Origin of the sequence: Streptomyces venezuelae (assembly GCF_008642335.1) — a bacterium.
GTDB lineage: Bacteria > Actinomycetota > Actinomycetes > Streptomycetales > Streptomycetaceae > Streptomyces > Streptomyces venezuelae_F.
In genome coordinates this window covers 4,503,289-4,524,114 of sequence record NZ_CP029191.1, presented here as the reverse complement: position 1 = coordinate 4,524,114, position 20,826 = coordinate 4,503,289, and the positions used below count along the sequence as shown (strand labels likewise).

Sequence of the window (20,826 nt, the reverse complement as noted above, 5' to 3'; positions counted from 1 at the left end):
GGCCGAGCACCAATCGGCGGCAATCGGTCAACTACGGGCAACGTTCCGCTCGTAGACGAGCCGAAGCCCGATCAGCGTCAGCCACGGTTCGTGCTCGTCGATGACCGACGCCTCGCCGAGGACCATCGGCGCGAGACCACCCGTGGCGATGACCGTGACGTCGTCCGGGTCGCCGCCCGCGCCCGCCAGTTCGCGGGCCATCCGGTTCACGACCCCGTCGACCTGCCCCGCGAAGCCGTACAGGATGCCCGCCTGCATGGCCTCCACCGTGTTCTTGCCGATGACGCTGCGCGGCCGGGCGAGCTCGATCTTGCGGAGCTGGGCGCCTCGTACGCCGAGAGCCTCCACGGAGATCTCGATGCCGGGGGCGATGACCCCGCCCGCGTACTCCCCGCGCGCGGACACCGCGTCGAACGTCGTCGCCGTGCCGAAGTCGACGACGATCGCCGGTCCGCCGTACAGCTCGACCGCCGCCACCGCGTTGATGATGCGGTCGGCGCCGACCTCCTTGGGGTTGTCCATGAGGATCGGGACGCCGGTCTTGATGCCGGGCTCGACGAGGACGGCGGGCACGTCTCCGTAGTAGCGCCGCGTGACCTCGCGCAGTTCGTGCAGGACCGAGGGGACGGTCGAGCAGATGGCGATGCCGTCGATGCCGTCGCCGAGCTCGTCGCCGAGCAGCGGGTGCATGCCCATCAGGCCGTTGAGGAGCACGGCCAGTTCGTCGGCGGTGCGGCGCGCGTCCGTGGAGATGCGCCAGTGCTCGACGATGTCCTCGCCGTCGAACAGGCCGAGGACGGTGTGGGTGTTGCCCACGTCGATGGTGAGGAGCATCAGTCGCGCACCGCTTCTCGCAGGTCGAGTCCGATGTCGAGGATCGGGGACGAGTGGGTGAGGGCGCCCACCGCGAGGTAGTCGACGCCCGTCTCGGCGTACGCGCGGGCGTTCTCCAGGGTGAGGCGGCCCGAGGACTCCAGGAACGCGCGGCCGTCCACGAGGGCGACGGCCTCCGCCGTCTCGCCGGGCGTGAAGTTGTCCAGGAGGATCAGGTCGGCGCCCGCGTCGACGACCTCGCGCAGCTGGTGGAGCGTGTCGACCTCGACCTCGATCGGCACCTCGGGGAACTGCTCGCGTACCGCCTTGAAGGCCTGCGCCACGCCGCCCGCGGCGACCACGTGGTTGTCCTTGACCAGGGCCGCGTCGGCGAGCGACATCCGGTGGTTCACGCCGCCGCCCATGCGGACCGCGTACTTCTCCAGGGCGCGGTAGCCCGGCGTGGTCTTGCGGGTGTCGCGGACCTTCGCCTTCGTGCCGTCCAGGGCGTCCGCCCACGCGCGCGTGGCGGTCGCGATGCCGGAGAGGCGGCACAGGATGTTCAGCGCGCTGCGCTCGGCGGTGAGCAGGTCACGGGTGCGGGTGGTGACGCTGAGCAGGACGTCGCCGGCCGCGACGCGGTCACCGTCCTCGACGTGCCGCTCGACCTCGAACTCCTCCTCGCACACCACGGAGATGATGGCTTCGGCGACCCGCAGGCCCGCGACGGTGCCCGCCTCGCGCGCCGCGAAGTCGGCGGTGGCGACGGCGTCCTCGGGGATGGTGGCGGCCGTGGTGACGTCGACACCGCCGGCCAGGTCCTCCTCGATGGCCATGTGCGCGATGTCCTCGATCTGCACGGGATCGAGCCCTGCCTCGGTCAGGAGCTGTACGAGCGCGGGGTCGAGGCCGCACTCCATGGGGTCGTAGGCGTCGTCACCGCCGCAGCCGCAGGCGTCGCCGCAGCCACCGCCTGCGGCTGAGGGGGCGGCGAGGGGGAGGTCGTCGGGGGTGCTCACGGTCACTGCTCCTGGGGACTGGGACGGGTCGGAGGGAAGTCGTGGGTCTCGGTCGTGTGCGCCGCCAGCGTCCTGTCCGGATTGAGGCGTACGACGATGTGGCGCCGCCAGGCCGCGTCGTCGCGGTCGGCGTGGTCCTCGCGCCAGTGGCAGCCGCGGGTCTCCTCACGGCGCTGGGCGGCGGCCACCAGGACGCGGGCGACGCACAGGAGGTTGGTGGTCTCCCAGGTGTCGACGCCGGGCTCGGCCGTCTTGCCGTGCTCCGCGAGCGCGCCCGCGGCCTCGGCGTGGACGCGGGCCAGCTGCGCGGCGGTCTCGGTGAGGGAGGCGGCGGAGCGGAGAACTCCGGCGCCTTCGCTCATGACGCGCTGGATGGTGAAGCGGGCCTCGGCCGGGAGAAGGGGGTGCGTCGGGGTCCCGGGCGGGGTGACGGGCACCGGCACGCGCGCGTGGAGGGTGTTTTCCGCGTGGCGGGCCACGATGTCGTCGGCGATGCGCTCGGCGTAGACGAGGCCTTCGAGGAGGGAGTTGGAGGCGAGGCGGTTGGCGCCGTGCACGCCGGTGCAGGCGACCTCCCCGCAGGCGTAGAGCCCCGGAACGGTGGTGCGGCCGTGCCGGTCGGTGCGGACGCCTCCGGAGGCGTAGTGCGCGGCCGGGGCGATGGGGATGGGCTCGGTGACGGGGTCGATGCCGTGCGCGCGGCAGGCGGCGAGGATCGTCGGGAAGCGGTTCTCCCACATGTCGGCGCCGAAGTGCCTGGCGTCGAGGAACATGTGGTCGGTGCCTTTTTCCTGCATGCGGCGCGTGATGCCCTTGGCGACGATGTCGCGGGGCGCCAGCTCGGCCAGCTCGTGCTGTCCGACCATGAAGCGCACACCGTCGGCGTCCACGAGGTGCGCGCCCTCACCCCGGACGGCCTCGGAGACCAGCGGCTGCTGGCCCTCGGCGTCGGTGCCGAGGAACAGCACCGTGGGGTGGAACTGCACGAATTCGAGGTCGGAGACCTCCGCGCCCGCGCGCAGGGCGAGCGCGACGCCGTCGCCCGTGGAGACGGACGGGTTGGTGGTCGCGGAGAAGACCTGGCCCATGCCGCCGGTGGCGAGGACGACCGCGGGGGCGTGGACGGCGCCCACGCCGTCGTGCTGGCCCTCCCCCATGACGTGCAGGGAGACACCGGCGGTGTGGCCGTCGGCGTCGGTGAGGAGGTCGAGGACCAGCGCGTTCTCGATCGTCGGTATGCCGCGCGCGCGGACCGCCTCGACGAGGGCGCGGGAGATCTCCGCGCCGGTCGCGTCGCCGCCCGCGTGCGCGATGCGGCGCCGGTGGTGGCCGCCCTCGCGGGCCAGCTCGATGGCGCCTTCGGAGTCCTTGTCGAAGTGGGCGCCGGTCTCGATGAGGCGGCGTACGGCACCGGGGCCCTCGGTGACGAGGGTGCGCACGGCCTCCTCGTCGCAGAGGCCCGCGCCCGCGACGAGCGTGTCGTCCAGGTGCTCTTCGGGTGTGTCGCCCTCGCCGATCGCCGCGGCGACGCCGCCCTGCGCCCAGCGGGTGGAGCCCGCGTCCAGGCGGGCCTTGGTCACCACGACCGTCCTGAGTCCCGCGGCCGCGCCGCGCAGGGCGGCCGTCAGCCCGGCCACTCCCGAGCCGACGACCACGATGTCGGCGTCGAGGGACCAGCCGGGGGCGGGCGCGTGCAGCCGTATGCCGGTGGCGCTCATGCGGGGACTCCGTTCGCGTGGACGGCTGCCGCGGCCGGGCCTGTGCGGTGCGCGCTCATACGGAGGCTCCGAACGTCAGCGGGATGTTGTCGATGAGGCGCGTCGAGCCGACCCGGGCGGCCACGGCGAGGACGGCCTCGCCGCGGTGGCCGGGGCGGACCTCGGTGAAGTCGGCGGGGTCCACCAACGCCACGTAGTCCAGCTCCAGCGGGGGGACCAGGCGGGCGGCCTCGTCGAGGACGAGGCGGGCCGCGGTGACGACGGCGGCGGGGCCGCCGGTCGCGGAGGGCTCCGCGGACTCCGCCACGGCGTGCGCGTCGGCCGCCGCGCGGGACTCGCCGATCTCGCTCAGGGCGACGGCACGCGCGCGTGAGGCGGGGGCGCTGGCGGCCCGTGCGCGCAGGGCCTCCTGGGCGGCGTGCCGGTCGCGTCCCGCGAAGAGGGCCTGGGAGAGGGCGAGGGCGGTGCGCCGCTCCTCCGGGGCGAGGTAGCGGTTGCGGCTGGAGAGGGCCAGGCCGTCGTCCTCACGGACGGTGGGGACGCCGACGATCTCCACGGGGAAGTTCAGGTCGCGGACCATGCGGCGGATCAGGGCGAGCTGCTGGGCGTCCTTCTGCCCGAAGAGGGCCACATCGGGCGCGGTGAGGTGCAGCAGCTTGGCGACGACGGTGAGCATGCCGTCGAAGTGCCCGGGGCGGGTGGCGCCTTCGAGGACGGTGCCCATGGGTCCCGCGCCGACGCGGACCTGGGGTTCGCCGCCCGGGTAGACCTCGTCCACGGAGGGCGCGAACACGATGTCCGCCCCGGCCTGTTCGGCGATCTTGATGTCGGCGTCGAGGGTGCGCGGGTAGCGGTCGAGGTCCTCGCCGGCGCCGAACTGGAGCGGGTTCACGAAGACCGTGACGACGACCTCGCCCTCGGGTCCCGCGACGCGGCGGGCGGCGCGGACCAGGGAGGCGTGCCCGTCGTGCAGGGCGCCCATGGTCATGACGACGGCGCGGCGGCCCGCACGCGCGCGCGTGCGGAGCGACTCGGCGGTGTGCAGGAGCGTGGTGCGCGTACTCATCGGCTCCCCCCTTCGGCTCCGTTGGAGAGCACTCCGAGGAGGTCCTCGGCGAGCTCGGGCTTGAGCAGGCCGTGGGCGAGGGCGCGGTCGGCGGTGGCGCGGGCCATCGCGAGGTAGCCCGCGACGGTCTGCGGGGCGTGCTTGCGCAACTCGGCGACGTGGGCGGCGACGGTGCCCGCGTCCCCGCGCGCGACGGGTCCGGTGAGCGCCGCGTCGCCCGAGCGGAGGGCGTTGTCCAGGGCGGCGCCGAGCAGCGGGCCGAGCATGCGGTCCGGGGCCGCGACGCCCGCGTCGCGCAGCAGATCCATGGACTCGGCGACCAGTGTGACCAGGTGGTTCGCGCCCAGGGCGAGGGCCGCGTGGTAGAGCGGGCGGTTCTCCTCGGCGATCCACTCGGGCTCGCCGCCCATCTCGATGACCAGGGCTTCCGCGGCGAGCCGCAGCTCCTCGGGGGCGGTCACCCCGAAGGAGCATCCCGCGAGGCGCTGGACGTCGACGGCGGTGCCGGTGAAGGTCATGGCGGGGTGCAGTGCGAGCGGCAGGGCTCCGGCGCGCAGGGCGGGTTCGAGTACCTGTGTGCCGTACCGCCCGGAGGTGTGGACGAGCAGCTGGCCGGGGCGCACGGCGCCGGTCTCGGCGAGGCCCTCGACGAGGCCGGGGAGCGCGTCGTCGGGGACGGTCAGGAGCACCAGGTCGGCGCGTTCGAGCACCTCGGCGGGCGGGACGAGGGGGACGTCGGGGAGCAGCGCGGCGGCCCGTCGCACCGACGTGTCGGACACGCCGGAAGCGGCCACGGGACGGTGGCCCGCGAGCTGCAGCGACGCGGCAAGCGCGGGTCCCACCCGGCCCGCTCCCACGACTCCCACGGTGAGCCTCGCGGGGCGGTCCCGCGGGTCTGGCTGATGCGATGCGTTCACGCGGCGGCGCCTTCCGTTCCAGTCCGCTCGGGGTACCGGACGATTTCTCGTCATGTTAACGCGATTGGTTGGCGCCGCGTCTTCGGCTGTCCACAGGCTGTGGTTATTCATATGACCGGTGAGCGGAGAACGGGTCATGCTCGGAGGATGCCCTCTGAAAGCGCAGTAGAAGAGCAGCCGGACTCGCGGGAGACGCCGGACGCGGACGAGATCCGGGCGGCCCGCCGCCGCGCCGCCGCCGTGGGCGCCGCCCGGACCTTGCACCGTTCCGTCCTGCACGTCCCGCTCACCGAGCGCCTGTCGGCGCTGGCCGCCGCGGCTCCCGACGTGGTCGGCCCCGAGGACCCCACCGACGTGTACGGCAACGCCGTCGTCGCCACCCTGGAGGGCGAGGTCGCCCGGCTGCTCGGCAAGGAGGACGCCGCGTTCTTCCCGACCGGCACGATGGCGCAGCAGGTCGCGCTGCGCTGCTGGGCGGCCCGTACGGGGAACGCGACCGTGGCGCTCCATCCCAGGGCACACCCCGAGGTGCATGAAGGGTCCGCGTTCTCCGTGGTCAGCGGGTTGCGGACGGTGCATCCGACGGACCAGCCGCGGCTGCCCGAGGCGGACGAAGTACGGTACTTCGAGGAGCCTTTCGGGACGCTGATGCTCGAACTTCCGCTCCGGGACGCCGGTTTCGTCCTGCCGCGGTGGGAGGAGCTGGAGGCGGTCGTGGCGGCGGCCCGCGAGAGGGACGCGGTCGTGCACTTCGACGGCGCCCGGCTCTGGGAGTGCACACCGCATTTCGGCCGGAGCCTCGCGGAGATCGCCGGTCTCGCCGACTCCGTGTACGTGTCGTTCTACAAGTCCCTGGAGGGGCTGAGCGGCGCCGCGCTGGCCGGCCCACGCACGCTCGTCGAGGAAGCGAGGGTGTGGCGCCACCGCTACGGAGGGCAGCTGTTCCAGCAGTTCCCCGTCGCGGTGTCGGCGCTCCTCGGCCTGAAGCACACGCTGCCCCGGCTGCCGGAGTACGTCGCCCACGCGCGCGTGGTCGCCGACGCGCTGCACGAGGGGTTCGCGGCCGCGGGCGTGCCCTGGTCGCGCGTGCACCCGGAGCGCCCGCACACCCACCAGTTCCAGGTGTGGCTTCCGTACGCCTCCGACGTACTGGACGAGGCCTGTCTCGGGCAGGCGGAGGAGACCGGCACGCTGCTCTTCGGGCGCTGGTTCCCGGACGGGCCGCCCGGCCTCTCGGTCACGGAGGTCACCGTGACCGAGGAAGGCCTCAAGTGGACGGCCCATGGCGTCAGGGAAGCGGTCGCGGAGTTCGTACGAAGGATCCCCGCGTGAGGCGGGCCAGGGCGGCGCGGACCCGGCCGCGTGCGGGGCGTTCGGCCACGACCGCGCGGAAGCGGCCGTAGTCGCGGACTTCACGGACCGCCTGCCAGTCGTGCTGTCCGGGGGCGGGCGGGGTCGGTCCGCCGTGCTGCGCGGCGCGGTAGGAGTCGAGGAGGAACTGCTGGGTGACGCTCATGACGGATACCTCTCGGAATAAATAGTACTTAACGGACATCGATGGGCCGGTCGTGCCCTGCTCGGTCGTCGACGGTGACGGGTGGGTCGACGGGTGGGGTCGAGGGTGGGTGTCGGGGGCCGGTCACGGCGGCGCTGCCGTGCCTCCTGCTTCCCGATGACCACAAGCCTGCTCCTGCCGCCCCGTCCGCGTCGCGTCGATTGACGGCGCTCGTCAATCGACGGCCGCGCTGTCAGTGCGGAGGTGCACCATGGGGCCATGAGCGTGAGCATCGACATCAGCGGCCTTGCCCAGGAGCGGATCCACGTCGTGCCCTCGCCCCTGTCCGAACTCGGCATGTCGCTGCACGCCCTGTCCGAGCCGGGCCACCACCCGGGGCTGCAGGGCTGGGTGACGGCCGTGTCCACGCGCCTGGACCCCTGCCTCGCGGACCGCCTCTGCGAGGCCGACTTCCTGTGGCGCACGACGTTCTCCGACGTCTTCGCGCCCTTCGCGGGACTGCCGGGGCGGAGCGCGCTGCCGGGGGCCACGCTCGCCGAGGAGCTCGACCAGCTGGACAAGCTGAGCGACGAGCAGTTCGTGGACGCGGCCCTGGAGTTCACCTGCCAGTCGACGTACGCGGAGCCGGACCGCAGGCTCCTCGCCGACCCCGCCGTGCAGCGGCGCGCGCTGGACCTCGCCGCCGCGCGCGGCCCGCACCAGGTGCGGTTCACCAAGCGGCTCCTGGAGGATCCGCCGGTCGTCCGCGCGTGGTTCCGCACGCTCATGGAGGACTGCGACGAGGCCTTCTTCGCCGACACCTGGGCCCGCGTGCACCACCAACTGGCCGCGGACGCCCGGCACAAGACCGAGCTGCTGCGGCGCAAGGGGCTCGCGGAGGCCCTGAAGGCCATCTCCGGAGCGGTCTCCCTGGACGAGAGCGGTCAGGTCATCACCGTGGACAAGATGTCCGACGGCCGGACCACCACCGGCTCCGGCGGCCTGACGATCGTCCCGACGAGCCTCGGCTGGCCGCACCTGTGGGTGCTGCACCGCAAGGGCTGGCAGGCGTCGATCACGTACCCGATCAGCGCTCCCGGCCTCACCTCACCGCCCACCGTGGAGCAGCTGACCCGCCGCATGTCCGCGCTCGCCCACCCGGTGCGGATGCGCCTGTGCCGCCACCTCGCGCGCGGGGCGTACACCACGAGCGAGCTGGCCGACGCGCACGGCATGACGGCGCCGGAGATATCCCGGCACCTGAGCGTCCTGAAGAAGGCGGACCTGATCACCACGCGCCGCAGGGGGCGCTATGTCCAGCACCAGCTGGACATCAGCGTCGTGTCCCGCCTGGGCAGCGACTTCATCGAGGGCGTGCTGCGCTAGGAAGCGCCCCCGGCCCGCACGAGCCCCGTCTCGTACGCGAGGACCACCACCTGCACCCGGTCCCGCAGGTCCAGCTTGGTCAGGATGCGTCCGACGTGCGTCTTCACGGTCGCCTCCGACAGGACGAGCCGCGCCGCGATCTCGCCGTTCGACAGGCCCTGCGCGACCAGGATCATGACCTCGCGCTCGCGGTCCGTGAGGCGCTCCAGGTGCTTGTGCTGCGGCTGCCCGCCGGCGTTCGGCAGCATCGGCGCGAAGCGGTCCAGGAGCCGCCTCGTCGTGGACGGCGCGACCACCGCGTCACCGCTGTGCACGGACCGGATCGCGGCGAGCAGCTCCCCCGGGGGCACGTCCTTGAGCATGAAGCCGGACGCGCCGGCCTTCAGCCCCGAGAAGGCGTACTCGTCGAGGTCGAACGTGGTCAGGATCAGGACCTTCGGCGGGTTGGCGTCCTGGCAGATGCGCCGGGTCGTCTCCACGCCGTCGAGCTTCGGCATGCGGACGTCCATCAGCACCACGTCGACCTCGGTCCCGCGCAGCACCTCCAGCGCCTCCACGCCGTCGCCCGCCTCCGCGACGACATCCATGTCCGGCTGGGCGGCGAGCACCATCCGGAACCCGGTGCGCAGCAGCACCTGGTCGTCGACGAGCATCACGCGGATCGACATCAAGGGTCCTTCCGAAGGGCTGTGGGGTGGTGTGCTCAGTGTGCGGGTTTCAGCGGCAGCAGCGCACTGATCCGGAACCCGCCGCCGGGACGGGGCCCCGCGTCGAGCGTGCCGCCGACCATGCCGACCCGCTCGCGCATGCCGATCAGGCCGTGCCCGCTGCCGTCGGCCCCGCCGTCCTCGTACAGCTCGTGCGGGGCGCCCTTGCCGTCGTCCTCGACCAGCAGCCCGAGGCCGTCGTCGAAGTAGACCAGACGCACGCTCGCCCCGGCGTTCTCACCGCCGTGCTTGCGGGTGTTGGTGAGGGCCTCCTGCACGATGCGGTACGCGGTGAGCTCGACGCCGCTGGGCAGGGGGCGCGGGGTGCCCTCCACCTTGTAGTCGACGGGCAGGCCCGCCGTACGGACCTGCTCGATGAGGTCGTCGAGCTGCTCGACGTCCGGCTGCGGGACGTACTCGCCGCTCTCCTCGGGCTCCCCGGTGCGCAGCACCCCGAGCAGCCTGCGCATCTCCGCGAGCGCCTGGCGGCCGGTGCCCGAGATGGTCTCCAGGGCCTTCTTCGCCTGGTCGGGGGCGGTGTCCATGACGTACGCGGCGCCGTCGGCCTGGACCACCATCACGGAGACGTTGTGCGCCACGACGTCGTGCAGCTCGCGGGCGATCCGGGCCCGCTCGGCCGCCACCGCGACCTTCGCCTGCGCCTCGCGCTCCTTCTCCAGGCGGTCGGCGCGCTCCTCCAGCTGTGCGAAGTAGGCGCGGCGGGTGCGGATGGAGTCGCCGAGGACCCAGGCGAGCGCGAAGGGCACGATCTGGAACATCGTGAGCAGGACGAGCCCGACGGTGTCGGTGTTCTCCGTGGGCCAGCGCATCATCGACAGCGGGGCCGCGCACAACCCGCCGACCAGCGCGAACCGCGAGGCCCAGCGCGCTCCGTCGGCCGCCGCGGTGTAGACGATCACCAGCATCGCGAAGTTCGCGGGCATCGTCCCCACGTCGAAGACGAGCTGGAGGAAACCGAGGACCGCGGCGAGCACCAGCATCTTCTCGGTGGCGCGGCGGCGCAGCGTCATCACCAGGGCGAACCCGAGGGCGATGGGGATCGACAGGGCCTGCGGCTCGCGCCCTGCCCCCTCGGCCATGGACACCAGACCGATCCCGGAGATCCCGAGCAGGACGAAGGCCCAGAAGCCGTCGACCCATGTCGGGTGTCTGCGGAGGAAGTCATAGAGGCGCTGCACGTAACCCAGCGTAGGCAGGCCATCGGCGCCCTTGGGTCAACCGAAGGTCCGATCCGTAGCAGGTACATGTACTCCCCAAGGTGGAGGCCCGCTTAGCCTGCGGGCTGTGACGAACGACAAGGAAGTGCTACGGACGACCGCGCCGCGCGGCTGGCGCGAGGCCACGGAGACGGCTCTGTACGGCCCTCAGGGCTTCTATCGCCGCCCCGAGGGCCCGGCGGGCCACTTCCGCACGTCCGTGCACGCCTCGCCCCTCTACGCGGGCGCCGTGGCCCGTCTGCTGACCCGCCTGGACACGGCACTCGGTCACCCGCACGAGATGGCCTTCGTGGACATGGGGGCGGGCCGCGGCGAGCTCACCGCGGCCGTCCTCGCCGCGCTCCCCCCGGATGTGGCGGCACGCGTGCGTGCGTACGCCGTGGAGCTCGCGGAGCGCCCGGCGGACCTCGACCCGCGCATCGAGTGGCGGAGCACTCCGCCGGCCGGAGTCACGGGCCTGCTGTTCGCCAACGAGTGGCTGGACAACGTCCCCGTGGACGTCGTCGAGGTGGCCGCCGACGGCGTGCCGCGCCGCGTGCTCGTGGACGAGGAGGGCAGCGAGACGCCGGGCGACCCCGTGGCGGGGCCGGACGCGGAGTGGCTGGCGCGCTGGTGGCCCCTCGACGCCGAGCCCGGCCTGCGCGCGGAGATCGGGCGCCCCAGGGACGAGGCGTGGGCGGCCGCCACCGCGACCCTGACGCGCGGCCTCGCGGTCGCCGTCGACTACGCCCACACCCGGGACACCCGGCCGCCCTTCGGGACGCTGACGGGCTTCAGGGAGGGCCGCGAGACGGCCCCCGTGCCCGACGGCAGCCGCGACATCACGGCACATGTGGCGCTGGACGCCTGCGCGGCGGACGGCGCCGCGCTGCTCACCCAGCGGGCGGCGCTCGGCGCGCTGGGCGTGAGCGGCGGCCGTCCGCCCCTGACGCTCGCCTCCACCGACCCGACGGCGTACGTACGGGCCCTCACGCGCGCGGGAGAGGCCGCCGAGCTCACCGCGCCCGGCGGACTCGGCGACTTCGGCTGGCTGCTGCAGCCTGTCGATGTCGCCCTGAGCGCCCTACTTGTCGATGTCGCCGACCACGAAGAACAGTGACCCCAGGATCGCCACCATGTCCGCGACCAGCTGCCCCGGAAGCAGCTCGGTCAGCGCCTGGATGTTGTTGTACGAGGCCGAGCGCAGCTTGAGGCGGTACGGGGTCTTCTCGCCCTTGCTGACGAGGTAGTAGCCGTTGATGCCGAGAGGGTTCTCCGTCCACGCGTACGTGTGGCCCTCCGGCGCCTTCAGGACCTTCGGCAGGCGCTGGTTGACCGGCCCCTGCGGGAGCTCGGCGAGCCGGTCCAGGCAGGCGTCCGCGAGGGCCAGCGCGTTGTGGGTCTGCTCCAGGAGGCACTCGAAGCGGGCCAGACAGTCGCCCTCCTCGCGCGTGACGACCTTCAGCGTGTCCTGGAGCTCGCCGTACGCCAGGTACGGCTCGTCGCGGCGCAGGTCGAAGTCGACTCCGGAGGCGCGGGCGATGGGGCCGCTCACTCCGTAGGCGTGTACCGCCTCCGGACTGAGGACGCCGACGCCGCGCGTACGGCCCCGGAAGATCTCGTTGCCGAGCACCAGACGGTCGTACACGTCCATGCGTGACCGCACCGACGCGACCGCCTCCCGCGCGCGGGTGGTCCATCCGGCGGGCAGGTCCTCCTTGAGGCCGCCCACGCGGTTGAACATGTAGTGCATGCGGCCGCCGGAGATCTCCTCCATCACGTTCTGGAGCTCCTCGCGCTCGCGGAACGCGTGGAACACCGGGGTGATGCCGCCCAGTTCGAGCGGGTAGGACCCGAGGAACATCAAGTGGTTCAGTACACGGTTCAGCTCGGCGAGGAGCGTGCGCATCCAGACGGCGCGCTCCGGGACCTCCATGCCGAGCATCCGCTCCACGGCCATGACGACGCCCAGCTCGTTCGAGAACGCCGAGAGCCAGTCGTGGCGGTTGGCCAGCATCACGATCTGCCGGTAGTCCCGCGCCTCGAAGAGCTTCTCCGCACCGCGGTGCATATAGCCGATGACCGGCTCCGCGTGCTGGATGCGCTCGCCGTCCAGGACCAGGCGGAGGCGGAGCACGCCGTGCGTGGACGGGTGCTGGGGGCCGATGTTGAGCACCATGTCGGTGCTCTCGGCCGCTCCGCCGACGCCGAGCGTGGTCTCCGTGGTGGTCTCCGTCGTGGGACTCATGGCCACAGTCTCTCGCACGAGCCGCCGTGTCAGCGGCGCTACGTACGCTTGGGGCATGAACACGGGGACAGCGGGGCCGGAACCGGCACGGGAGCGGACCGAGCCGGTGTGGACGGGACTGCCGAGGGGGCTGCTGCGACTGCGGCGGCTCCTGCTGGTGGTCTGGCTCGTGCCGCTCGCGGCGGCCGTCGGGATCCCCCTCGGCCTGTTCGTGGGGCCTGCGTGGGCCGCGTTCGCGCTGGTGCCGCTCGCCGTCGTCGCCTGGGGCTGGCCGGTGCTCGGCCGCAACTGGCGCTCGTGGCGGTACGCGGAGCGGGCCGACGACCTGCTCATCAGCCGGGGCGTGCTGTGGCGCGAGGAGACGGTCGTGCCGTACGGCCGGATGCAGCTCGTCGAGGTGACGTCGGGACCCGTGGAGCGCCGCTTCGGACTCGCGAGCGTCCAACTGCACACCGCGGCGGCGGCCACCGACGCACGTATCCCGGGCCTGCTTCCCGAGGAGGCGGAGCGGTTGCGCGACCGGCTGACCGAGCTCGGCGAAGCCCGATCGGCGGGGCTGTGAAAGGCGCGCGGGAAGACGGGGCCGTACAGGGCGTACGAGAAGCAGCGCAGGACGTCCGCCCCGGGACGGACGACGCGGTGCCCGAGCGGCGCCTGCACCCCGTCACGCCGCTGCGCCGCGCGTGGGCGCCCTGCGCGGTCCTGGTCGGCTGGGCGGTCCACGACCCGAACGGCACGCAGCAGCGCCTCTCCGCGCTGACCGCCACCACCCTGCTCCTCGGCAGCGTGGCCGTGGTCGTAGGCGGCGCGTTGTACGGCTTCCTGAGCTGGTGGTTCACGCACTTCTCCGTCACTGACACGGAGCTGCGCATCCGCACAGGACTATTCTTCCGGCGCACCGCCCACATCCGCCTGGACCGGCTCCAGGCCGTCGACGTGACACGGCCACTGCTGGCGCGCATAGCGGGGGTCGCCAAGCTCAAACTGGACGTCGTCGGTGCGGAGAAGAAGGACGAGCTGGCCTACCTGGGCGAGCGCGAAGCGGCCGAACTGCGGGCCGAACTCCTCGCGCGGGCGGCCGGTTTCGTCCCCGAGGAGGCACGCGAGGTCGGCGAGGCACCCGTGCGGGGCCTGCTGCACGTCCAGCCGCGCATGCTCGCCCTCTCCCTGCTGCTCACCGGCGCGCCCTGGGGCGCGCTCCTCGCGGCGTCCCTGGTGCCCGCCTTCATCTGGTTCGGCACCCACAGCCTGTGGACGACCCTCGGCGCCGCCGTCCCCATGCTGGGCGGCGCGTTCGCGAGCAGCGGCGGCCGCTTCATCAAGGAGTACGACTGGACGGTGGGCGAGTCCCCCGACGGCATCCGCATCGACCACGGGCTGCTCGACAAGGCCCACGAGACGGTGCCCCCCGGCCGGGTGCAGACGGTGCACGTGGTGCAGCCGTTGCTGTGGCGGCGGCGCGGCTGGGTGCGGGTGGAGCTGGACGTGGCGGGGTCGGCGAACAGCGTGCTGGTCCCGGTGGCGCCGCGCGAGCTCGCCGACGCGGTGATCGGGCGGGTCCTGCCGGGGGTGCGCGTGCCGGATGCCGCGGACCTCGTGCGGCCGCCCGCACGTGCGGCGTGGTGTGCGCCGCTGTGGTGGAGGGGGTACGGCCTCGCGGTCACCGACGAGGTCTTCGCGGCCCGCCACGGCCTGCTCAAGCGCCGCCTGTCCCTCGTCCCGCACGCGAAGGTCCAGAGCGTGCGGCTCTCCCAAGGCCCCTGGGAGCGCTTCAAGGGCGTCGCGGACGTACGGGTGGACACGGGCGCCAACAAGACGGTGGCGGCCCGGCTGCGCCCCGCGGACGAGGCGGCGGCACTCCTCCGCGCCCAGGCGGACCGCTCCCGGACGGGCCGCAGAGAGGCCATCCCTGACCGCTGGATGGCCTGACGCCCGGGGCTCCCTCTCTTGAGGGAGCCCCGGCGAAGCGTTACGCGCGGAGGGCCGTCCGCAGTTCCCCGACGTCGATCTGCTCGGTCTCGTCATGGGCCGTCAGGTCGATGACCTGTCCGACGCCGCGCGCCGCGTCGCCCTCGGGCGCGTCCTTGAACTCGCCCTCGGCCTCCGCCTTGTGGACGGCGAGGGCCTCCTCGCCCACCACGTCGGCGAGGTCCTCGTTCTGCACGGACTCCAGCGCGGCCGGGGCCACGTTCTTCGTGCCGAAGAAGTCGAACCCGCCCTGCGGAGCCTGCCGTCGCGACTGCGCGGGCGGCGCGACGGCGACCGCGCGCTCGTGCCCGGCGTATCCATCGGCCGCCCCGGGCTTCCCCCGCGACTCGTCCTCCGCGTCCCGCGCGGCTCCTGGCGCCGCCTGCGGTGGCGCGGCCGGGGTCATGCGGTCGAGCGCCGCGTTGGCCCGCAGGAACAGCGAGGGCGTGGGGGACGCCCCCGGCCTGGCGGAAGCCTGCGCACGCTCGATGGAGGCGTCCTTACGCGGGGCGGTCTCGGTACGCGCGGAGGCCTCCGTACGTGAAGAGGTCTCCGTACGCGCAGAGGTTTCCTTACGCGGAGCAGGAGAGGCCGGCACACGCCCCGGCGCCCCCGAGCGCACCGCGGGCACCAGATCCTCGGCACCGGACTTCGAAGCCGTCCCCGACGAGGGCAGCGCGGGCGCCTCCGGAGACGTCGCCTCGATGGCGAGCAGCCGTCGCCCCTCCAGGGCGCTGGCCCGCTCCGTCTCCGCGGTGGCGTACCGCCGCAGGAGCGCGGCGTGTTCGTTGCGCAGGGCCGCGAGCTCCGCGCGCTTGGCGCGCAGCTTCGTCTCCAGCCTGCCCCGCAGCTCGCGGGACTCCTCGAGGTCGGACTCGGCCTCGGCTATCCGTTCCTCGTAGCGCCACTCGTCGCTCGCGCGGGCGCGGGTGAGCTCGGCGACGCGCTTGCCGGCCGTCTGGTCCCAGCGGCGCATGACGACCGAGCCGACGACGGCAGCGGCGGCCGCGGCCGCGACGAGCCCGCGGAGCACGACGGGTTCCGCGAACATCCAGGCGCCGCCGGCGCTGAGAATCGAAACGCCTGCGACCGTCGTAGGAGGAAGCAGCCTGTGCAGGGGTGGGGAATGGCGGTGGCGTCCACGTGGCATGGCCAGAAACTTACCGCGCGTAGGCGAAGTGTGGTGCCCCGCCCGCCAAAAAGCAGTCACCGCGGTCGTAACTCGTCGCAACTCGCCACCCCTGCCCTCCTCTGATTCAGCGCTCAACTTCCGCTGCGACCGGCGGACTTCCCGGCGCTTTTCTTGATCATCTTCAGATGAGGCCCTTCGACTTCAGATACTCCTCGGCGACATCCGCTTCCTTCTGACGCTCCTCGTCGACCTTCCGGTTGAGTTCGATGAGGTCGTCCGTCGTGAGCGTCTTGGTGAGCTTGCCGAGGGCCTCGGCTATCTCCTTGCCGCCCGCCTCCTTCGCGTTCACCACGGGAAGGATGTTGTCCGCGTTCTGCAGCTTCTTGTCGTCCTCGAGGATGACGAGGTCGTAGTTCTTCAGCGTCGCGTCGGTCGTCGTGGTCAGCACCAGTTGGTCCGTGCCGTTCTTGACGGCCTGCTTGGACTGCGTGGTGCCGACACCCTTGGGGTCGATCCCGGTGACGTCGATGCCGTACTTTTTCTTCAGACCCGGCGCGCAGAACGGGCGGGACTCGCATTCGTCGCCCGCCGCGATCTTGACCTTCTCCCCCGACCTGCCGAGATCCGAGAGCGTCTTGAGCTTGTGCTCCTTCGCGTATTCCTTGGAGACCGCGAACGCGTTCTGGTCGACCGCCTCACCGGCCGGAAGCACCTTCAGGCCCTCGGGCTCCGCGAGCTTCTCCAGCGCGCTCACCGTGGCGTCCAGATCGCTGGAGGCAACCGCTTCGGCCTTCGGGCCGTTCTTCTCCAGGTTGAGGAATTCCGCGAGCGTCGCCGCGTATTCAGGAGCGACGTCGATCGAGCCCTTCTTCAGTTCGGGCTTGTAGATCTCGCGGTTCTGCACGGTCTTGACCTGCGCGTCATAACCGGCCTTCTCCAGGACACCCACGTAGAGCTCGGCGAGCACCTTCTGTTCGGTGAACCGCGCCGAACCCACCACGATTGAGCCCTTCTTGTCACCGCCCGCCTTGTCCGACCCCTTGCCGTCGTCCTCCAGGCTGTCCCCGCCACACGCGGCGAGACCCGCGGTCAGCGCCACGACGGCCGCGGCCGCCCCTGCCATCCGTCGCGCGCGACGCGTTGTGCTGTTCATCGGTGAACCACCATTTCGAAAGGAAAGAAAAAAACTCGGAACTCACAGCCGTCTACGAGCCGCCCACCGCCTCGGGCCGCCGCCTACCGCCGCATGGGGTCGAAGAGCCGCCCGGCCACCACCAGGACCCCCTCCACGAGGAGCGCGAGCAGCGCCACCAGGACGGCGCCCGCGACCACTTGCGGGGTGTTCTGCAGGTTGAACCCGGCCGTGATGATCCGGCCGAGACCGCCTTCGCCCGCCATCGCGGCGAGCGTGGCCGTCGCGACGACCTGCACCCCCGCGGACCGTATGCCGGTCATGATCAGCGGGTACGCCAGCGGCAGTTCGACCCGCGCGAACAGCTGGCCGCCGCTCATCCCCATCCCGCGTGCGGCCTCCACCACCGCGCGGTCCACCTCCCGCATGCCGAGGTAGGCGTTGGTCAGCAGCGGCGGGACGGCGAAGAGCACCAGCGCGATCAGCGTCGGCGCGTCACCGTGCTCACCGAGGGGCGTGAGCGTGAGGAGAATCAGCAGGGCCAGCGTGGGCACCGCGCGGCCGACGTTGGAGATGTTGACGGCGAGCGCGCCGCCCTTGCCCATGTGCCCCAGGTACAGCGCCAGGGGCAGCGCGATCGCGCAGGCGACGGCGAGGCAGACCCCGCTGAAGTACAGATGCTCGGCGAGGCGGTGCCAGACGCCCTTCTCGCCCTCCCAGTTGGCGCCCGTGGTCAGCCACTCCCACGCCCCCGTGATCGCGTTCATGCGGGCTCAGCCACCTTCGTCACGGCCGCCTTGCGGGACGCCCGGCTCGTCCGTGTGCGATGGGCTCGCGTCCACGGCGTCAGCAGCCGCTGGAGCCCGAGCAGCAGCAGGTCGGCGGTGACGGCGAGGAGCACGCAGAGCACCGAGGCGGTCAGGACCTGCGCCTTGAAGGTCGTGTCGAGGCCGTCGAGGATGAGGGTGCCCAGGCCGCCGTAGTCCACGATCGCGCCGACGGTGGTCAGGGCGACCGTGGAGACCGTGGTGATGCGCACGCCGGCGAGGAGCGCGGGCAGCGCGAGCGGCAGCTCCACCTCCCACAACAGCCTCAACGGGCCGTACCCCATGCCCTTCGCGGCGTCCCTCGCCTCCTCGGGGACGGCCTGGAGACCGGCCAGGATGTTCCGCACCAGGACCGTCAGCGAGTACAGGACGAGGCCGGTGACGACCAGCGAGACGGAGAGCCCGAAGAAGGGCAGGAGCAGCGAGAACATCGCGAGCGAAGGGACCGAGTAGAGCACGGTCGTCACGCCGAGGATCGGTCCCGCGAGGAAGCGGAAGCGCCGTGCGAGCAGCGCGAGCGGCAGGGCGACGGCGACCCCGATCGCCACGGAGGCGACGGTGATCCCGACGTGCTGCAGGGTCGCGTCGATCAACTCCTGGCTCCGGGAGCGGAGATATTCCCCGCAGATCCAGTCGTTCGTCACCAGACAGTTCTGCTCGGCCACTCGCCCCACCTCCCCCGAATTCGCAGACGTATGCCGTACACACGTCCCCCCGTGTCTGGCGACCCTAACGCGCGGCACCGACAATCGCAGTGAGTCGTTGTACGGCCGCAACACGGCCGTCACGCAAAGCCCCTCGCCGCCCTCCACAATGGGGAACCATGATCCGGTTCGAGCACGTCACCAAGCGGTACGCGGACGGCACCACGGCCGTCGACGATCTGTCCTTCGAGGTCGCTGAGGGCGAACTGGTCACGCTCGTGGGCCCGTCGGGCTGCGGCAAGACGACGACGATGAAAATGGTGAACCGGCTCATCGAGCCGAGCGAGGGCCGGATATTCGTCGACGGCGACGACATATCCGGAATCGATCCCGTGCAACTGCGGCGCCGTATCGGCTATGTGATCCAGCAGGTCGGTCTCTTCCCGCACAAGACGGTCCTCGAGAACACGGCGACCGTCCCGCACCTCCTCGGCGTCAAACGCGGCAAGGCCCGCGAGCGCGCCGCCGAACTCCTCGACCTGGTCGGCCTCGACCCCACAGTCTTCGGCGACCGCTACCCCGAACAGCTCTCGGGCGGCCAGCGCCAACGCGTCGGCGTGGCCCGCGCGCTGGCCGCCGATCCGCCGGTGCTGCTCATGGACGAGCCCTTCGGCGCGGTCGACCCGGTCGTCCGCGAGCACCTGCAGAACGAGTTCCTCCGGCTCCAGCAGGCGGTGCGCAAGACGGTGCTCTTCGTCACGCACGACATCGAGGAGGCGGTCCGCCTCGGGGATCGCATCGCGGTCTACGGAGAGGGCCGCATCGAGCAGTTCGACACTCCGTCGACGGTCCTCGGGGCGCCCGCGAACGACTACGTAGCGGACTTCGTCGGCGCGGACCGGGGCCTGAAGCGGCTCTCCGTGACACCGATCGAGGAGGGCGACCTGGAACAGCCGCCCGTGGTGCACCTCGACGACGCGCTCCCCAAGGAGCTCGACGCGCGCTGGGCCGTCGTCCTGGACGGCGAGAACAACCTGCACGGCTGGATCTCCGCCGAGCACGCGCGCGCGGAGAGCGGCACGGTCCGCGAGCACGCCCGCCGCATGGAGGCGTGGCTGCCGGTCGGCGCGAGCCTGAAGCAGGCGTTCGCGACGATGCTCCAGCACGACGCGGGCTGGATCGCGGTCATCGACAAGGACAGCGAGGGCCGCTTCCTGGGCGTGCTGACACCGGCCCGGCTGCACGAGGCGCTGCGCCGCTCGACGGCGGCGGACGCGCGGGACATCGCCCGCGCGGAGGTCGAGTTGGAGACGGTGACGGCGATCAAGGGCTGAGGCCGGTGTCCCGGGGCCCTAGTCGGCGCTCAGCCGACCGCTGATCCACTCCAGCGTCGCGGGGATCTCCCGGCGCCAGGTGTTGAAGTTGTGCCCGCCGCTCTCGAGCGTGATCGACGAGACGCGCGTGGGCGCCTTCACCTTGTCGATGAACTTCAGGGTGTCGTGGTAGTTGCCCTCGCCCTTCTTGCTGGTGGTCACCAGGAGGGACGTCTTGGGCGGCGGCATGTGGTCCAGGTACCAGTCCAGGTCGGCGTGCTGCTGCAGCTCCTTGTCGCCGTGGAAGAGGTCACCCGTGGTGACGTCGATGGGTGCCTTGTAGTACGCGGACAGGCCCGCTCCCGCGCCGTACGTGCCCGGATGGTGCATGGCGAGCTTCAGCGCGCAGTAGCCGCCCGTGGAGTCGCCGATGACGCCCCAGTTCTGTCCTTTGCGGCCCACCCTGTAGTGGTCGGATATCGCCCGGGGCAGGTCCTTGGCGAAGAACGTCTCGGTCTGCGGTCCGCCCGGCACGTCGACGCACTCGGTGTCGCGCGGCGGCGCCACGGTCGGCCGCATCATGACGAGGATCATCGGCTGCATCTTGCCGTCGGCCGCCTGCTTGTGGGCGGTCTGCGGGTAGTGCAGGCCCTTGATGAGGGCCTCCGCGGTGCCCGGGTAGCCGGTGAGCACCACGGACGCGGGGAACTTGCGGTCCCTGTACTGCGGCTGGAAGTACTCGGGCGGCAGGTAGACGTAGGCGGGGCTGCCTATGTCGGACTCCTGTCCGCCGATCTCGACCTTCTGGATCTGGCCTCCGACGGAGGGCCGGCCGCCGCCCGGCACGTTCACGGTCTGGGTGTCGACGACCTTGACGGGCCCTGCTCCTTTGGCCGGATCGTGGTCCACCACCACTCCGGGAGCCGTCTCCTGGCCGAAAAGGTCCGCCCACGTGGCGTAGAAGCCGAAGGCCTGGTTGGCCGCCAGACCCACCGAGGCGAAGACCGCGACCTGCGTGGCGAGGAGCAGCCCGACACGGCCCGTCACCGCCTTCCAGCTGCGGCGGGCGAGCCGCGGCCAGAGCCAGATCGTGCCGACGAAGAACAGCACCGCCAGCAAGACCGCAAGGGCGAGGACCTTGTTGCTCGTGAGACCCATGGGGAGTTCTGCCTGCGCTTTCTAACCTGTGCCGGGCACGTGCCTCGGCTCGACCGGACCCTGGAC

20 protein-coding genes are annotated in these 20,826 nt (G+C 72.1%); 6 read left to right on the top strand and 14 right to left on the bottom strand.

All coding sequences use genetic code 11. The annotated features are described in order from the left end of the window. Positions 1-27: 27 nt before the first annotated feature. From DEJ49_RS20505 to DEJ49_RS20485, 5 genes are read right to left on the bottom strand one after another with little or no spacing between them, the layout of a single operon-like run. Entirely contained in the window at positions 28-834 is an 807-nt protein-coding gene (locus tag DEJ49_RS20505; protein ID WP_150170621.1) for a type III pantothenate kinase, read from the bottom strand. Continuing rightward, complete coding sequence (gene nadC / locus DEJ49_RS20500) at positions 834-1,832, bottom strand: carboxylating nicotinate-nucleotide diphosphorylase (RefSeq protein ID WP_150185470.1); 999 nt, start codon at positions 1,830-1,832, stop codon at positions 834-836. Before nadC ends, DEJ49_RS20505 begins: the two co-directional genes overlap by 1 nt. Positions 1,833-1,834: 2 nt before the next feature. After that, a complete protein-coding gene (locus tag DEJ49_RS20495) occupies positions 1,835-3,550 on the bottom strand; it encodes an L-aspartate oxidase (RefSeq protein ID WP_150185469.1) in 1,716 nt (571 codons plus the stop codon). A 55-nt stretch (positions 3,551-3,605) separates the two neighbouring features. Continuing rightward, positions 3,606-4,616 (bottom strand): pantoate--beta-alanine ligase, encoded by a 1,011-nt coding sequence (gene panC / locus DEJ49_RS20490; protein ID WP_150185468.1) that lies wholly within the window; start codon positions 4,614-4,616, stop codon positions 3,606-3,608. Continuing rightward, entirely contained in the window at positions 4,613-5,533 is a 921-nt protein-coding gene (locus tag DEJ49_RS20485) for a Rossmann-like and DUF2520 domain-containing protein (protein WP_150185467.1), read from the bottom strand. Before DEJ49_RS20485 ends, panC begins: the two co-directional genes overlap by 4 nt. Positions 5,534-5,680: 147 nt before the next feature. Between DEJ49_RS20485 and DEJ49_RS20480 the strand changes: the two genes are divergently transcribed. Beyond that, the gene (locus tag DEJ49_RS20480) at positions 5,681-6,865 is read left to right on the top strand and encodes a threonine aldolase family protein (RefSeq protein ID WP_150185466.1); all 1,185 of its coding nucleotides are present in this window, start codon (positions 5,681-5,683) and stop codon (positions 6,863-6,865) included. Here the strand turns inward: DEJ49_RS20480 and DEJ49_RS20475 are convergent. Then, positions 6,822-7,049 (bottom strand): hypothetical protein, encoded by a 228-nt coding sequence (locus DEJ49_RS20475; protein ID WP_150185465.1) that lies wholly within the window; start codon positions 7,047-7,049, stop codon positions 6,822-6,824. The two genes, DEJ49_RS20480 and DEJ49_RS20475, sit on opposite strands and share 44 nt — an antisense overlap. A gap of 258 nt (positions 7,050-7,307) precedes the next feature. Between DEJ49_RS20475 and DEJ49_RS20470 the strand changes: the two genes are divergently transcribed. Continuing rightward, positions 7,308-8,414 (top strand): DUF5937 family protein, encoded by a 1,107-nt coding sequence (locus DEJ49_RS20470; RefSeq protein WP_150185464.1) that lies wholly within the window; start codon positions 7,308-7,310, stop codon positions 8,412-8,414. Here the strand turns inward: DEJ49_RS20470 and DEJ49_RS20465 are convergent. Further along, positions 8,411-9,082, bottom strand: a complete 672-nt coding sequence (locus tag DEJ49_RS20465) for a response regulator transcription factor (protein ID WP_150185463.1) — start codon at positions 9,080-9,082, stop codon at positions 8,411-8,413. The two genes, DEJ49_RS20470 and DEJ49_RS20465, sit on opposite strands and share 4 nt — an antisense overlap. Before the next feature lie 35 nt (positions 9,083-9,117). Next, positions 9,118-10,320: a sensor histidine kinase gene (locus tag DEJ49_RS20460; RefSeq protein ID WP_150185462.1), complete on the bottom strand. Its 1,203-nt coding sequence runs from the start codon at positions 10,318-10,320 to the stop codon at positions 9,118-9,120. A gap of 106 nt (positions 10,321-10,426) precedes the next feature. On the opposite strand from DEJ49_RS20460, the gene DEJ49_RS20455 reads away from it, so the two are divergent. After that, positions 10,427-11,458, top strand: coding sequence for an SAM-dependent methyltransferase (locus tag DEJ49_RS20455; protein WP_223832917.1), 1,032 nt, complete (start codon positions 10,427-10,429; stop codon positions 11,456-11,458). Here the strand turns inward: DEJ49_RS20455 and DEJ49_RS20450 are convergent. Beyond that, positions 11,423-12,586, bottom strand: coding sequence for an NADH-quinone oxidoreductase subunit D (locus DEJ49_RS20450; protein ID WP_150185461.1), 1,164 nt, complete (start codon positions 12,584-12,586; stop codon positions 11,423-11,425). The genes DEJ49_RS20455 and DEJ49_RS20450 overlap by 36 nt on opposite strands. Before the next feature lie 55 nt (positions 12,587-12,641). On the opposite strand from DEJ49_RS20450, the gene DEJ49_RS20445 reads away from it, so the two are divergent. After that, positions 12,642-13,148, top strand: coding sequence for a PH domain-containing protein (locus tag DEJ49_RS20445; RefSeq protein ID WP_223832916.1), 507 nt, complete (start codon positions 12,642-12,644; stop codon positions 13,146-13,148). 77 nt (positions 13,149-13,225) lie between these two features. Continuing rightward, entirely contained in the window at positions 13,226-14,515 is a 1,290-nt protein-coding gene (locus DEJ49_RS20440; RefSeq protein WP_223832915.1) for a PH domain-containing protein, read from the top strand. Between the two features lie 40 nt (positions 14,516-14,555). On the opposite strand, the gene DEJ49_RS20435 is transcribed toward DEJ49_RS20440, so the two are convergent. The 4 genes from DEJ49_RS20435 to DEJ49_RS20420 form a co-directional block, all read right to left on the bottom strand. After that, complete coding sequence (locus DEJ49_RS20435) at positions 14,556-15,704, bottom strand: hypothetical protein (RefSeq protein WP_150185458.1); 1,149 nt, start codon at positions 15,702-15,704, stop codon at positions 14,556-14,558. Positions 15,705-15,867: 163 nt separating this feature from the next. Further along, positions 15,868-16,839 carry an ABC transporter substrate-binding protein gene (locus tag DEJ49_RS20430; RefSeq protein ID WP_150185457.1) on the bottom strand — a complete coding sequence of 324 codons (972 nt, stop codon included), beginning with the start codon at positions 16,837-16,839 and terminating at the stop codon, positions 15,868-15,870. 83 nt (positions 16,840-16,922) lie between these two features. Further along, positions 16,923-17,585, bottom strand: coding sequence for an ABC transporter permease (locus DEJ49_RS20425; RefSeq protein ID WP_150185456.1), 663 nt, complete (start codon positions 17,583-17,585; stop codon positions 16,923-16,925). Then, positions 17,582-18,310: an ABC transporter permease gene (locus DEJ49_RS20420; protein WP_150185455.1), complete on the bottom strand. Its 729-nt coding sequence runs from the start codon at positions 18,308-18,310 to the stop codon at positions 17,582-17,584. Before DEJ49_RS20420 ends, DEJ49_RS20425 begins: the two co-directional genes overlap by 4 nt. Before the next feature lie 158 nt (positions 18,311-18,468). Here DEJ49_RS20420 and DEJ49_RS20415 point away from each other — a divergent pair, with 158 nt between their 5' ends. Beyond that, the gene (locus DEJ49_RS20415; protein ID WP_150185454.1) at positions 18,469-19,623 is read left to right on the top strand and encodes an ABC transporter ATP-binding protein; all 1,155 of its coding nucleotides are present in this window, start codon (positions 18,469-18,471) and stop codon (positions 19,621-19,623) included. An 18-nt stretch (positions 19,624-19,641) separates the two neighbouring features. On the opposite strand, the gene DEJ49_RS20410 is transcribed toward DEJ49_RS20415, so the two are convergent. After that, the gene (locus tag DEJ49_RS20410; protein ID WP_150185453.1) at positions 19,642-20,760 is read right to left on the bottom strand and encodes an alpha/beta hydrolase; all 1,119 of its coding nucleotides are present in this window, start codon (positions 20,758-20,760) and stop codon (positions 19,642-19,644) included. Between the last annotated feature and the right edge of the window lie 66 nt (positions 20,761-20,826).

Excerpts from the sequence above, each read along its gene's own strand:
- DEJ49_RS20425 (WP_150185456.1), bottom strand. The coding sequence starts at position 17,585 with ATGAACGCGATCACGGGGGCGTGGGAGTGGCTGACCACGGGCGCCAAC.
- DEJ49_RS20450 (WP_150185461.1), bottom strand. The coding sequence starts at position 12,586 with ATGAGTCCCACGACGGAGACCACCACGGAGACCACGCTCGGCGTCGGC.
- panC (WP_150185468.1), bottom strand. The coding sequence starts at position 4,616 with ATGAGTACGCGCACCACGCTCCTGCACACCGCCGAGTCGCTCCGCACG.
- DEJ49_RS20430 (WP_150185457.1), bottom strand. The coding sequence starts at position 16,839 with ATGAACAGCACAACGCGTCGCGCGCGACGGATGGCAGGGGCGGCCGCG.
- DEJ49_RS20410 (WP_150185453.1), bottom strand. The coding sequence starts at position 20,760 with ATGGGTCTCACGAGCAACAAGGTCCTCGCCCTTGCGGTCTTGCTGGCG.
- DEJ49_RS20475 (WP_150185465.1), bottom strand. The coding sequence starts at position 7,049 with ATGAGCGTCACCCAGCAGTTCCTCCTCGACTCCTACCGCGCCGCGCAG.
- DEJ49_RS20505 (WP_150170621.1), bottom strand. The coding sequence starts at position 834 with ATGCTCCTCACCATCGACGTGGGCAACACCCACACCGTCCTCGGCCTG.
- DEJ49_RS20495 (WP_150185469.1), bottom strand. The coding sequence starts at position 3,550 with ATGAGCGCCACCGGCATACGGCTGCACGCGCCCGCCCCCGGCTGGTCC.
- DEJ49_RS20470 (WP_150185464.1), top strand. The coding sequence starts at position 7,308 with ATGAGCGTGAGCATCGACATCAGCGGCCTTGCCCAGGAGCGGATCCAC.
- DEJ49_RS20435 (WP_150185458.1), bottom strand. The coding sequence starts at position 15,704 with ATGCCACGTGGACGCCACCGCCATTCCCCACCCCTGCACAGGCTGCTT.
- DEJ49_RS20480 (WP_150185466.1), top strand. The coding sequence starts at position 5,681 with ATGCCCTCTGAAAGCGCAGTAGAAGAGCAGCCGGACTCGCGGGAGACG.
- DEJ49_RS20415 (WP_150185454.1), top strand. The coding sequence starts at position 18,469 with ATGATCCGGTTCGAGCACGTCACCAAGCGGTACGCGGACGGCACCACG.
- DEJ49_RS20465 (WP_150185463.1), bottom strand. The coding sequence starts at position 9,082 with ATGTCGATCCGCGTGATGCTCGTCGACGACCAGGTGCTGCTGCGCACC.
- DEJ49_RS20445 (WP_223832916.1), top strand. The coding sequence starts at position 12,642 with ATGAACACGGGGACAGCGGGGCCGGAACCGGCACGGGAGCGGACCGAG.